Source organism: Tatumella morbirosei (genome assembly GCF_000757425.2).
Lineage (GTDB): Bacteria > Pseudomonadota > Gammaproteobacteria > Enterobacterales > Enterobacteriaceae > Tatumella > Tatumella morbirosei.
Window position 1 is genome coordinate 953,362 of record NZ_JPKR02000005.1, and the last position, 13,211, is coordinate 966,572.

Genomic DNA, 13,211 nt, shown 5'->3' on the forward strand with positions numbered 1-13,211 from the left:
AACGTATCTCTTTATCTCTTCACACCCGGCAGCGGGGCGCGGGGTGTTGGTTTACCCAGCCGGTTGCCAATCAGAAACGCGGCCAGACTCAGTAACAGTGACGGAACAATCGGATGGAAATTCCACCAGTGAATATTAAAACTGGCCAGTAATGCGTAGCTGACAGCGCCACACAACATACTGCAGACAGCTCCTGTTGCATTTGCAGGTTTCCAGTATAAACCCAGCAGCAGTGGCCAGAGAAATACCGTTTCCAGGGCACCGAATGCCATCAGGTTCATCCAGATAATCATGTCTGGTGGCCGCCATGCCGTCAGTATCAGAAGTAACCCCAGAGCGAGCGTCAATCCGGTAGACAGCCGACGTAAATGACGTTCATTTGTTGACCGGTGTGGGGATATTCTCAGGTACAGATCTTTAATAATCGTGGCAGAGGCCTGTAGTAAGTGAGCATTTACATTCGACATGATTGCTGCCATTGGTGCGGCAAGAAAGATTCCGGCAGCAAAGGGCGGCAGGACTTTAATCATCAGTGTCGGAATGACTAAATCAGGCACCGTAAGATTTGGAATGACCGCCCGACCCAGGGCGCCGGCCAGATGCATTCCCAGCATCAGCAGTGTCATCATCAAGGTGCCAATAAAAATGCCACGATGCATTGCTTTACTGTCGCGATAAGCAATACTGCGGATTGCGGTATTCGGGAGTCCCAGTACCCCAAAACAGACCAGCACAGTGAATGAGGCCAACAGATGACCATTGATTATATTGCCAGCGCCCTGTGGGTCGGTAAGCAACGGATCAATAGACTTCAGGGTGGTCACTGCCTGTGACGGGCCACCGGCGGCATGAAGTACTGCAAACAGCAGCAGAAAAGTGCCTGCCAGCATCACAATGCCCTGCATGGCATCGTTCAACACGCTAGCCCGAAATCCTCCCAGTGCCGTATAGAGAGCGATTACGCCACCAAAAATCAATAATCCACGGGTATAAGGAACACCTGCAACGGTTTCCAGTAATCTGGCTCCGCCAATGAACTGCACGGTCATGACCGCAATAAAGGCCAGTAGCAATGTCATACTGGCCAGCCAGACTACCAGTGAGCTGCGGAAATGAGCATACAGAATATCGTTAAGGGTGACGGCGTTATAACGCCTGGCCAGAATAGCAAACTTTTTGCCGAGTACACCTAACGACAGCCAGACCGTGGGCACCTGTACCATAGCCAGAAACACCCAGCCCAGGCCATATTTATAAGCAGCTCCGGGGCCTCCGACAAATGAACTGGCACTGACATAAGCGGTTGTCAGTGTCATTGCCAGTAAAAAGCCGCCAAGTGTTCTGCCTCCAAGAAAATACTCACTCAGGAAAGAGCCTTTGGCTCGTTTCTGTTGCCACACGGCAAACAGCGACAGGGCAGCAACGACCAGCAGATAGGCCAGCAAAGGAATCATTATTTTACTGTTCACCGGCATCCTCCAGCGGGATGTCGCGGAATATAAAACGCAGCATCAAAGCACATAAAAACAGAAATAACAGTGGCGCAAACAGGCAGGATAATTCGAACCAGCGGGGGAAACCGGTAATACCCGGAGTATTTCCTCCCAGCCACGCGCTCACAGCCCAGACAATCAGCCAGCCAATAGTCAGTAATAATGACCATCGTGCCTCTTTATGGGCCTGAATAAAGCGAGGATCCATCGCAAACCTCAACCACAAGACAAATAAAAAGGCCGGAAAATCCGGCCTTGGGTTAAATCCAGAAAAAAATTATTTTTCCTGCAGACCCAGCTTTTTCTCCAGGTAGTGGATATTAGTTCCACCCGCCTGAAAATGCTCGTCAGCCATAATTTTTAACTGTAGATCGATGTTGGTCTTAATACCGTCAATAATCAACTCACCCAGCGCATTGATCATGCGGGAGATGGCGACCTCACGGGTTTCGCCGTAAGTGATCAGTTTACCAATCATTGAATCATAATATGGCGGTACAGAATAACCGGAATAAATATGAGATTCCCAGCGAACGCCAAAGCCACCCGGTGCATGGAAACGGGTAATTTTCCCCGGGCTCGGCAGGAAGGTATTCGGGTCTTCGGCGTTAATACGACATTCAATCGCATGACCGCGTACCACAACATCTTCCTGTTTAATGCTCAGCGGCAGACCCGCGGCAACACGTAACTGTTCTTTGATCAGATCCACGCCAGTGATCATTTCAGTCACCGGATGTTCAACCTGAATACGGGTGTTCATTTCGATGAAATAGAACTCGCCATTTTCAAACAGGAATTCAAACGTACCCGCGCCACGATAACCGATATCAATACATGCCTGAGTACAGCGGGTACCGATAAATTTACGCAGTTCCGGAGTAATGCCAGGTGCCGGAGCTTCTTCAACCACTTTCTGGTGGCGACGCTGCATTGAACAGTCACGTTCGGCCAGATAGATAGCATTCCCCTGACCATCAGCCATCACCTGGATCTCGACGTGACGAGGATTTTCCAGGTATTTTTCCATATAAACCATATCGTTATTGAAAGCCGCTTTAGCTTCCGCACGAGTCATAGTAATGGATTGTTCAAGATCTTTTTCGCCACGAACCACACGCATACCGCGCCCGCCGCCGCCGCCAGAGGCCTTAACGATGATCGGATAGCCGATACGTTTTGCAATTTCACGGTTTTTGTCCATGTCATCGCCCAGGAATCCGTCAGAGCCTGGTACGCAAGGAACACCTGCTTTTTTCATCGCATGAATAGCAGAAACTTTATCACCCATCAGGCGAATGGTATCGGCTTTCGGGCCGATGAAGATAAAGCCTGAGCGTTCTACCTGCTCTGCAAAATCAGCGTTTTCAGATAAAAATCCGTATCCCGGGTGAATAGCATCAGCGCCGGTAATTTCTGCGGCTGAAATCAGAGCAGGAATATTCAGGTAGCTTTTAACCGACTGAGCAGGACCGATACAAACGGTTTCATCTGCCAGCAGTACGTGTTTTAAATCACGGTCCGCTGTGGAATGCACTGCCACGGTTTTGATGCCCAGTTCTTTACAGGCACGCAAAATGCGCAGGGCAATTTCACCACGGTTAGCAATAACTATTTTTTCCAGCATGGTTGCCTCGTTATTCGATGACGACCAGTGGCTCGTCAAATTCAACAGGTTGGCCGCTTTCTACCAGGATTGCTTTGACAACACCAGATTTATCGGCTTCGATCTGGTTCATCATTTTCATTGCTTCAACGATGCACAGTGTTTCACCGGCAGTCACTTTTTGTCCGACTTCCACAAATGCTTTAGCATCCGGGCTCGGGGTACGGTAGAAAGTACCGACCATGGGTGAACGGACAATGTGGCCACTCAGCTCTTTGCTGGCAGCTGCTGGTTCAGCAGCAGGGGCAGCGGCAGCGGTTGGAGCAGCAGCAGGGGCTGATTGCATTGGCGCTGCATACGCCTGCTGCATGACAGGGTAACCCATGTTAGCAGGGGTACGGCTGATACGAACTGACTCCTCACCTTCTGAAATTTCGAGTTCAGCGATGCCGGATTCTTCAACCAGTTCGATCAGTTTTTTAATTTTACGAATATCCATGAGTGTGGTTCCGTACTCTGTTTAATTTGAATTTGACAGGCGTTTAACTGCCGTATGTAAAGCCCATGTGTATCCGTCGGGGCCTAATCCGCAAATAATGCCGGCGGCAACATCCGAAAGATAGGAATGATGGCGGAAAGGTTCACGGGCATGCACATTAGTCAGGTGCACTTCAATGAAAGGAATACTGACCGCCAGCAATGCATCACGCAGGGCTACGCTGGTGTGCGTAAATGCGGCAGGATTAATAATAATATAATCCACATTGCCTCGTGCCTCGTGAATACGGTCAATCAGCTGATATTCCGCATTCGATTGCAGGTGACTGATTCCCACATTAAGTTCCTGTGCGAGCTGATTCAATCCACTGGTAATATCCTGCAATGTGGTATGACCATAGGTCTCCGGTTCACGGGTACCCAGTAAATTAAGGTTCGGACCATTCAGAACTAAAATATGAAAGTTGTCAGCCATCGTGTGGCTATCTCCTGCAATAATAAAGACATCGCGTAAAATACTCTCCCTGCCACCATTTGTCACCCATTCTGATGAAAAAGACGGTTTGAGAGGGAGAGTGGGTTTTAATTATACCTGTTTCGTCGCAATTCGCCGCAGGTTAGTCAGTTTATCTGCGAAGTTTATCACTTATGTGCCTGTGGGGTTTTTTAACAGAATTTAACCTCGGAAGCCAATCAGATATATTCAGAAGCCGGTTTTCCGCAGCAATTTTTTGTAACGCAACGCGCATAACAGCAATGCCAGAGCGAACCAGATAAAGGGTTGTGGGGAGTAGGCCTTCACTGACCACAGATAATGTACCGGAACCAGGATGGCCAGCAAATAAATACCGTTGTGCAGCTTTTGCCAGCGTGGTCCCATTTGGATCTGAAGGCGACGAAAAGAGGTGACAGCCAAAGAAAATAATATTAACCAACTGATCATTCCGAGAGTCAGATAGGGACGGCGGACAATTTCCTGACCCAGTAACGAAATATTATGCACCCCCAGTTCCAGAAAATAGTAACTCAACAGATGCAAGGTTGCCCAGGTGAAGCACCATAATCCAATCAGTCTGCGGCAACGCATCAGTAACGGCTGATGAAGCCAGCGCGAAAGCGGGCTGACCAGTAGTGTCAACAGCAGTAGTTTGAGTCCAATCAGGCCGGTAAAGTGCTGAATATCTTTGGCCGGATCGGCGCTAAATTCACCAGCCCGCACTGCCAGCACCAGATAAATAAAAGGGCTAAAAGCGAGAGTATGCAGCAAACACTTGAATGCCACCAGTAACCGTGGTGTCCGGTGGTTCTGTGCTGACATTAAAAGTTTCTCCGTAAGTCCATGCCTTTATATAAAGAAGCCACCTGGTCGGCATAACCGTTAAACATCAGTGTCGGCTGGCGACTGACATCAAATAAGCCGCCGGCACCAATAAATCGTTCTGTAGCCTGTGACCAGCGCGGGTGATCAACATGTGGATTAACATTGGCATAAAAACCATATTCGTTTGAGGCCAACTGATTCCAGGTGGTGGGGGGCTGTTCGCGTGTCAGGCTGATTTTAACTATCGATTTTATCCCTTTAAAACCATATTTCCACGGCACAATCAGCCTCAGTGGCGCCCCATTCTGTGGCGGTAAACTTTTACCATAGACGCCAGTGGTCATCAGGACCAGTGGGTTCATTGCCTCGTCGAGTCGTAAACCTTCAACATAAGGATAATGCAGGCCAGCGCTGTTAAGGCTCTCCTGTTGACCAGGCATTTGCTTTGGATCGTACAAAGTCTGAAAAGCAACATAGCGCGCGTGACTGGTGGGTTCGGCCATTTTCAGTAATGAAGCCAGACTGAAACCTATCCACGGCACGACCATTGACCAGGCTTCAACGCAGCGCATCCGGTAGATACGTTGTTCCATAGGAAATTTTTTAAAAATATCGTCCATGCTCAGTGTCAGCGGGCGGGCTACTTCGCCATCAATACTGATTTGCCATGGCGATGTTTTGAAATGGGTGGCATTAGCCGCGGGATCCGCTTTATCCATACCGAACTCATAGAAGTTATTGTAGCCTTCCACCTTGTTCTCAGGGGTCAGTGTCAGTTTAGCCTGCCACTCAGCCGGAGAGCTAAACCGGAGCGGATGTGTTCCGCTGGCCGGCGCAGGGCTGTCTGAAGAGCCAGTCAGCCAGTCAGTAATTCCTGCGTTCGCCGAAGCGGGCAGGGTCAATGCAGCACCGCTGATCCCCAGTAATTTCAGAAGTTCGCGGCGGGTACGGTTAAATACCTGTTCCGGGGTGACATCGGATTCTTTTAACGGTTTATTCATCGGCAGGCTCCCTAGTGGCCGTCAGGCTCTGTATCAGGCATTGGTCCGTTTTGTCGGAACCGCCTTTGCGATATTCCACCATAATATCTGGCGAAGATTTGTTCTGGTATAGGGAATAACGTAAAAAAACGTGTTTGACACGAGTTGGCACTGTCTGACCAGCTAACTTATGTTATTTTTGCAGGCTTGTCACAAGGGGCGTGACATTGTTTAGAGAACATTTCAGGGAGAACAGGGATGCGTTCAACTGCCCGCCTTACGGCGATCATTACTTTTGCCAGTATGCTGGCAATGTTATTGATGTTAGCCGGATGTATTGCCAGTTTTCTCTGGCTGAATAAACAACGGATCGAGCACCAGTTCAATACTCTGGCCACATCAATGGATCAGGCTCTGTTTACCCACCGACCGCAGGATATGGAAAACTGGTTGCGCGGGATCATGCCGGTGGTGAATATCGAAAGACTTGAGCTCTATGATGGCCGTCAGGTCGTTCTCGCTCTGAGACGTCAGGAAGTGCCGTTACTGGAAGATACCCCGAATCAGTTTTATCATTTTTCAACCACTTTACTGCATCACCCCTCGCTGACCGTACGCATTGCCATTCTGAACCCGGTATTAACCTGGCTGCGTTCATTCGTCGGAATCTCAACGTTTATATTTATGGCACTTGTCGTGCTGGCGATGTCAGTGCTTTTAATATTGCTGCATCTCTGGATGCACCGCCAGTCAATGGGAATAGCGCTGCTGGAAGCCCGTACGGAGCGAATATTACGTGGCGAACGATCATTCGGTGTCAGATCACACCAACAGGAATGGCCGTTACAGGTGGGGCAGGCACTCGATAGTTTGCTGCATGAAGTTGAACAGGCAGGAGTCCGGCACGCGCGGATTGAAACTTTAATTCGTGAATTTGCCTCACTGGACACCGAAAGTGGCCTGAATAACCGGCTGTTCTTTGAATCCCGTTTTGCGACATTACTCGATGAACAGGAAGATGCCAGCGAGCATGGCTGCATTATGATGATCCGTTTTACTGAATCTTCATCTGCCGGTTCCGGAGTGAAAGAACATGCTGATAATCAACAGTTATTTGAGTTGGTTCATGGCTTATCGGCGATGCTTTCCTGTTATCCCGGAGCATTACTGGCGCGCTATTTCCATCAGGATTTTTCGCTACTTCTGCCACACCGTTCACTGAAGGAGGCCGAAGGTATTGCGGCAAAATTGATTACCGCCGCCGATGGTTTGTCTCCTCTGCATAACTACGATAAAGAAGACTTTATACACATAGCTATCAGCGACTGGCAGCGTGGTCAGTCAGTGTCCGGAGTTATGGAACGACTGGAACTGGCGATGCGCAGAGCAACCTTACTGGGAGGGAATAACTGGGCGGTGGAAGAGGGAAATATCAGTATTGCGGGACGCGGAAGCGTACGCTGGCGGACATTACTGGAAAAAACCTGTCAACTGGGAGGACCTGAGCTGTATCAGAAAGCAGTCATAGACAGGGAAGGTTATGTTCATCACCGTGCATTGCAGGGCCGAATTAAAGATGACAATAAATACGTTTTAGCGGCAGAATATATGCCGTTAGTTTGCTCACTGGGATTAGCCGCTCGCTGGGATCGTCAGTGGCTGGCGAGGATAGCGGCTCTGGCTGCCGGAGCGGTGCCGGGTTCATGGTCTTTTCCGCTGACAACCGAAGCTTTATTGCAGGGGCCATTTGTCCGTTGGCTTTATAAGATGTTGTTAGATATTCCCCGTTCGCAAAGAAAACACTTTTTATTTGAACTTGCAGAAGCAGATGTGGGTCAACATATCAATCGGTTGTTCCCTGTACTACGGGCACTGAACGCTTTTGGTTGCCGGATTATTATCAGCCAGGCGGGGCAGACCCTGGTAAGCAGTGAATATCTGCAGCAAGTAAAAATAGAGATGATTAAGCTGGATGCCGGGCTGGTGCGCAATATCGATCGCCGGCCAGAAAACCAGTTATTAGTGAGCAGCCTGGTGGAGAACTGCCTTTCGGCTTCTACACTAGTGTTTGCTACCGGAGTTAAAACCCGGGAAGAGTGGCAGATGTTGGTAAATTTAGGTGTCAATGGTGGACAAGGTGACTATATTGCGCCACCCTTACCGGTTAAATTTGCACAGAGTGTTTCCCGGCGGAGTTTGCCGGTGGATTAGAGAAAAAAGCGGCTGAGTCGTGGTGTATTTCCTTAACCGTGGAACGCGCTACCGGAACAGAATGGCCGGGGCCGGAAAATTAAAAAACTAAATGTTAGATTTTGTTTCTGACATTAGTTTGTGGTCATAGCTTCTGGCCGAAAAATGTCGGGTTTACAGTGCTGTGATGAGTGTTGCCACAGTACGCAATAACACAAATGTACAATTGATTATTTTTTCACCGAAGCAGAATGTTGTTGCGCCTTGTGGCGGCTTCGAGTGGTTGGTAAAGTAAGCGGATTTTATTTTCCGCCCCCAGCTTGCAGGATTACCCCTTAGTATGTTTAAAAAATTTCGTGGCATGTTTTCAAATGACTTGTCCATTGACCTGGGTACCGCCAATACCCTGATTTATGTAAAAGGGCAAGGCATCGTGCTGAACGAGCCTTCTGTCGTTGCTATCCGTCAGGATCGTGCCGGTTCGCCAAAAAGTGTTGCAGCGGTTGGCCAGGAAGCTAAACAGATGCTGGGCCGCACACCCGGTAATATTGCAGCCATCCGTCCAATGAAAGATGGTGTTATTGCTGACTTTTTCGTGACTGAAAAAATGCTCCAGCACTTTATCAAACAGGTTCACAGTAACAGCTTTATGCGCCCAAGCCCGCGCGTACTGGTGTGTGTGCCGGTGGGAGCGACTCAGGTAGAACGCCGTGCTATCCGCGAATCTGCGCTGGGTGCAGGTGCCCGTGAAGTATTCCTGATTGAAGAGCCAATGGCTGCTGCTATCGGTGCCGGATTACCGGTTTCTGAAGCAACCGGTTCAATGGTGGTGGATATTGGTGGGGGTACCACTGAGGTAGCGGTGATCTCTCTGAACGGAGTGGTCTATTCTTCTTCTGTACGTATTGGTGGTGATCGCTTTGATGAGGCTATCATTAACTATGTCCGTCGTAATTATGGCTCGCTGATCGGTGAAGCTACTGCGGAAAGAATTAAGCATGGAATTGGTTCAGCCTATCCGGGCGATGAAGTGCTGGAGATTGAAGTTCGTGGTCGTAATCTGGCTGAAGGTGTTCCTCGCGGATTTACTCTGAACTCTAATGAAATTCTCGAAGCATTGCAGGAACCATTAACGGGTATTGTCAGTGTTGTGATGGTCGCGCTGGAACAATGCCCGCCGGAACTGGCGTCCGATATTTCGGAGCGCGGTATGGTGTTGACCGGTGGTGGTGCATTGTTACGTAACCTTGAGCGCTTGCTGATGGAAGAAACCGGTATTCCGGTGGTTGTCGCTGAAGATCCGTTGACCTGTGTTGCCCGTGGTGGTGGTAAAGCGTTGGAAATGATAGATATGCATGGCGGGGACCTGTTCAGCGAAGAATAATAGCTGGCAGGACTGTACTGATGGCTGGTGGAGTCCGCCGGCCACGTTGCTTGTGAACACCCAATGATGACGTGTCCAGCCTAAGGGAGTGCAGGCTAATCGCACTCCCTTAATATTTGTCGAGGAACACGCAGGATTTATGAAGCCGATTTTTAGCAGAGGCCCGTCTCTGCAGTTACGCTTAGTTTTAGCCGTGATTGCTGCGATAGCGATCATCGTTGCTGATAGCCGCGTGGGTTCTTTCCGCGAAATTCGCAGCTATCTTGATACCTCTGTTAGTCCATTCTACTTTCTGGCTGATGGCCCGAGACGTTTCCTGGATGGCGCTGCAGAGACATTTGCGTCGCGTCAAATGCTTGAACAGCAGAACAATGCGTTGCGCCGTGAACTGATGCTGAAAAACAGTGAGCTGTTGTTACTGGGACAATATAAGCAGGAAAATATTCGTCTGCGGGAGCTGCTGGGCTCTCCGCTGCGTCCTGGTGAGCGTAAAATGATCACTCAGGTAATTTCTGCGGGAGCGGATCCATACAGTGATCAGGTGATCATTGATCGAGGAAGTGACAGCGGTGTTTATGAAGGCCAGCCAGTGATTAGCGATAAAGGGGTCGTTGGTCAGGTGGTCTCCGTTGGTAAATTTAGCAGCAGAGTCATGCTGGTATGCGATGCATCCCATGCGTTACCGGTTCAGGTATTGAGAAATGATGTCCGCGCAATTGCGTCGGGTGCAGGATGTTCTGAGGATCTGCAACTGGAAAATATGACGGGCAGCCAGGATATTCGGGTGGGGGATGTTCTGGTCAGTTCCGGACTGGGGGGACGTTTCCCTGAAGGTTACCCGGTGGCTGTGGTTTCTTCTGTGACTGTAGATACCCGGCGCGCAACGACGGTTATTCAGGCGAAACCAACCGCCGGACTCCAGCGGTTACGCTATCTGTTACTACTGTGGAACACCGGAAATAATGACGGGGCTGCCGTGACTCCGGAAGCTGTTCGCCAGGCTGCCGATGATCGACTGTTACAGATGATGCCCCAGGTGTTGCCGCCGGCGGGTGAGGCGGGTAAAGCACCCGCCAGCGATGATACGGCCCCTGCGGCCGGTGCTACCGTTCCACCGGCGAGCGGAGCATCGCGTGGAGACCGTCCTTGAGTAGTCGTTATCGCAGTCAGGGACGCTGGGTCATCTGGTTATCTTTTCTTGTTGCTCTGATTCTTGAAGTTATGCCGTGGCCGGAACAGATTTATATGTTCCGGCCATCATGGTTATTGTTGATTCTGCTTTACTGGGTTCTGGCATTGCCTCATCGGGTCAATGTGGGGACCGGTTTTTTTCTGGGCGCGGTGATGGATCTCATTGTTGGTTCAACACTGGGGGTCAGGGCGCTGGCTTTAAGTCTCGTAGCCTATCTGGTGGCTTATAAATTTCAGTTATTCCGCAATCTTGCCCTCTGGCAACAAGCCTGCATGGTGACAGTGTTATCGTTATTTGTGGATGTTGTAGTGTTCTGGGCGGAGTTTCTGGTCAGCGATGTGGCTTTCCGACCAGAGATTTTTTGGGGCGGAATAGTCAATGGGGTACTCTGGCCCTGGTTGTTCCTGCTAATGCGTAAAATCCGTTATCAGTTTGCCGTTCAGTGAGTGAAATTATGCTCAGTTTATATCTTGCCTCTGCCTCCCCGCGTCGCCAGGAGTTACTGGCTTTGTCAGGCCTCACTTTTGAACGTTTGATCACCGATGTGGAAGAGATTCGCCGTAAGGATGAGTCTCCTCAGGCATATGTATCCCGGCTATCGGTAGACAAAGCTCTGGCAGGCGTTCGCGTGGCTCCCCAAAACTTGCCGGTTATCGGTGCGGATACTATCGTTGTTTCTGAAGGCAGAGTGCTGGAGAAGCCCCGCAGTGAAGAAGATGCCTGTCGGATGCTGAACGCGCTGTCAGGAAAAACGCACCAGGTGATAACCGCGGTGACAGTAGCCAATCGTCAGCACAGTCTGACGACCAGTGTGACCACTCAGGTCACGTTTCGTCAGCTGAATGCCCGTGATATTGCGGAGTATATTGCCAGCGGGGAGCCTATGGACAAGGCAGGAGCCTACGGAATTCAGGGAAAAGGGGGACGTTTCGTCAGGTCTATCGAAGGCAGTTATTCTGCAGTCGTTGGTCTGCCGCTGGTGGAAACGGAAGAGCTGCTCGGCCAGTTACAACTTTTAGCGGCGGAAAAGGAGCAACATGACGGCTGAATTACTTGTAAATGTCACCCCTTCCGAAACCCGGGTGGCTTATATCGACGGTGGAATTCTGCAGGAAATCCATATTGACAGAGAATCTCGCCGGGGCATTGCCGGAAATATTTATAAAGGCAGAGTCAGCCGCGTCTTACCAGGTATGCAGGCCGCATTTGTAGATATCGGACTGGATAAAGCTGCCTTTCTTCATGCCTCAGACATCATGCCTCATACTGAGTGTGTCGCCGGTGATGAACAAAAAAAATTCAGTGTCCGTGATATCGCTGAGCTGGTGCGCCAGGGACAGGACCTGATGGTTCAGGTGGTTAAGGATCCTTTAGGGACCAAAGGTGCCCGGCTCACTACCGATATCACTTTACCTTCCCGTTACCTGGTCTTTATGCCAGGGGCTTCACACGTCGGCGTTTCTCAGCGTATTGAAAGCGAACAGGAACGCGAAAGACTGAAGAAAGTCGTGGCAGATTATTGCGACGAAAACGGGGGGTTCATTATCCGTACAGCCGCCGAAGGAGTGGGTGAAACGGAGCTGGCCCGCGATGCTGCATTTCTTAAACGATTATGGGGTAAGGTATCCGAGCGCAAAAAACGGAATCAGACACGTTCGTTACTTTATGGTGAACTGGCCCTCGCTCAGCGGGTACTCAGAGATTTTGCAGAAGCCGAACTTGATCGTATTCGTATCGATTCCCGGCAGACCTACGAGTTGTTGCTGGACTTTACTGCGGAATATATGCCGGAAATCACCCGTAAGCTGGAGCTTTATTCCGGGAAGCAGCCAATATTTGATTTATTCGATGTCGAAAATGAAATTCAGCGGGCGCTGGAACGTAAAGTTGAGCTGAAATCCGGTGGCTATCTGATTATTGATCAGACCGAAGCCATGACGACCATTGATATTAACACCGGAGCATTTGTCGGCCATCGTAATCTTGAAGAGACGATCTTTAACACCAATGTTGAAGCGACTCAGGCGATTGCACGGCAACTTCGGTTACGTAATCTGGGTGGGATCATTATCATCGACTTTATTGATATGTCCGATGCAGAGCATCGTCGCCGGGTACTTCATTCGCTTGAAACTGCGTTGAACCGTGACCGGGTGAAAACCGGTATCCATGGCTTTTCAGCCTTAGGGTTAGTTGAAATGACCCGAAAACGCACCCGGGAAAGCCTTGAGCATGTGTTATGTGGTCAGTGCCCTGCCTGTCAGGGGCGCGGTTCAGTCAGAACCGTAGAAACAGTGTGCTACGAAATTATGCGTGAAATTGTGAGGGTGCACCATGCATACGATACCGACCGTTTCCTGGTTTATACGTCCCCCCGGGTTGCCGAAGCGTTGAAAAGTGAAGAGTCCCACGCGCTCGCGGAACTTGAAATTTTTATCGGCAAGACGGTGAAAATTCATGCCGAGCCGCTGTATAACCAGGAACAGTTTGATGTCGTTATGATGTGACTTCCTGAATCTTCCGGGGAAAGTCTTGCGCGTTAACAGG

13 protein-coding genes are annotated in these 13,211 nt (G+C 49.9%); 6 read left to right on the top strand and 7 right to left on the bottom strand.

Annotated features, from left to right (window positions below; translation table 11 throughout):
- Positions 1–11: 11 nt before the first annotated feature.
- From panF to msrP, 7 genes are all read right to left on the bottom strand, one after another.
- The gene (gene panF, locus HA49_RS20075) at positions 12–1,475 is read right to left on the bottom strand and encodes a sodium/pantothenate symporter (RefSeq protein WP_038016783.1); all 1,464 of its coding nucleotides are present in this window, start codon (positions 1,473–1,475) and stop codon (positions 12–14) included.
- The gene (locus HA49_RS20080) at positions 1,459–1,701 is read right to left on the bottom strand and encodes a DUF997 family protein (RefSeq protein WP_038016785.1); all 243 of its coding nucleotides are present in this window, start codon (positions 1,699–1,701) and stop codon (positions 1,459–1,461) included. The genes panF and HA49_RS20080 overlap by 17 nt, the downstream gene beginning before the upstream one ends.
- A 69-nt stretch (positions 1,702–1,770) precedes the next feature.
- Positions 1,771–3,120: an acetyl-CoA carboxylase biotin carboxylase subunit gene (gene accC, locus HA49_RS20085; protein WP_038016787.1), complete on the bottom strand. Its 1,350-nt coding sequence runs from the start codon at positions 3,118–3,120 to the stop codon at positions 1,771–1,773.
- 10 nt (positions 3,121–3,130) lie between these two features.
- Positions 3,131–3,598, bottom strand: coding sequence for an acetyl-CoA carboxylase biotin carboxyl carrier protein (gene accB / locus HA49_RS20090; RefSeq protein WP_038016789.1), 468 nt, complete (start codon positions 3,596–3,598; stop codon positions 3,131–3,133).
- A gap of 21 nt (positions 3,599–3,619) precedes the next feature.
- A complete protein-coding gene (gene aroQ / locus HA49_RS20095) occupies positions 3,620–4,072 on the bottom strand; it encodes a type II 3-dehydroquinate dehydratase (RefSeq protein ID WP_038016791.1) in 453 nt (150 codons plus the stop codon).
- A gap of 228 nt (positions 4,073–4,300) precedes the next feature.
- Entirely contained in the window at positions 4,301–4,915 is a 615-nt protein-coding gene (msrQ, locus tag HA49_RS20100; protein WP_046791923.1) for a protein-methionine-sulfoxide reductase heme-binding subunit MsrQ, read from the bottom strand.
- Complete coding sequence (msrP, locus tag HA49_RS20105; protein ID WP_038016793.1) at positions 4,915–5,919, bottom strand: protein-methionine-sulfoxide reductase catalytic subunit MsrP; 1,005 nt, start codon at positions 5,917–5,919, stop codon at positions 4,915–4,917. The genes msrQ and msrP overlap by 1 nt, the downstream gene beginning before the upstream one ends.
- Before the next feature lie 237 nt (positions 5,920–6,156).
- Here msrP and csrD point away from each other — a divergent pair, with 237 nt between their 5' ends.
- From csrD to rng, 6 genes are all read left to right on the top strand, one after another.
- Positions 6,157–8,109 carry an RNase E specificity factor CsrD gene (gene csrD, locus HA49_RS20110; protein WP_038016795.1) on the top strand — a complete coding sequence of 651 codons (1,953 nt, stop codon included), beginning with the start codon at positions 6,157–6,159 and terminating at the stop codon, positions 8,107–8,109.
- A 319-nt stretch (positions 8,110–8,428) separates the two neighbouring features.
- Complete coding sequence (gene mreB, locus HA49_RS20115) at positions 8,429–9,472, top strand: rod shape-determining protein MreB (protein WP_038016797.1); 1,044 nt, start codon at positions 8,429–8,431, stop codon at positions 9,470–9,472.
- A gap of 139 nt (positions 9,473–9,611) precedes the next feature.
- Complete coding sequence (mreC, locus tag HA49_RS20120; RefSeq protein ID WP_038016799.1) at positions 9,612–10,622, top strand: rod shape-determining protein MreC; 1,011 nt, start codon at positions 9,612–9,614, stop codon at positions 10,620–10,622.
- Complete coding sequence (gene mreD, locus HA49_RS20125) at positions 10,619–11,110, top strand: rod shape-determining protein MreD (protein WP_038016801.1); 492 nt, start codon at positions 10,619–10,621, stop codon at positions 11,108–11,110. Before mreC ends, mreD begins: the two co-directional genes overlap by 4 nt.
- A gap of 8 nt (positions 11,111–11,118) precedes the next feature.
- Positions 11,119–11,712, top strand: a complete 594-nt coding sequence (locus tag HA49_RS20130; protein ID WP_038016958.1) for a Maf family protein — start codon at positions 11,119–11,121, stop codon at positions 11,710–11,712.
- Complete coding sequence (rng, locus tag HA49_RS20135; RefSeq protein ID WP_038016803.1) at positions 11,702–13,171, top strand: ribonuclease G; 1,470 nt, start codon at positions 11,702–11,704, stop codon at positions 13,169–13,171. Before HA49_RS20130 ends, rng begins: the two co-directional genes overlap by 11 nt.
- Positions 13,172–13,211: the final 40 nt, after the last annotated feature.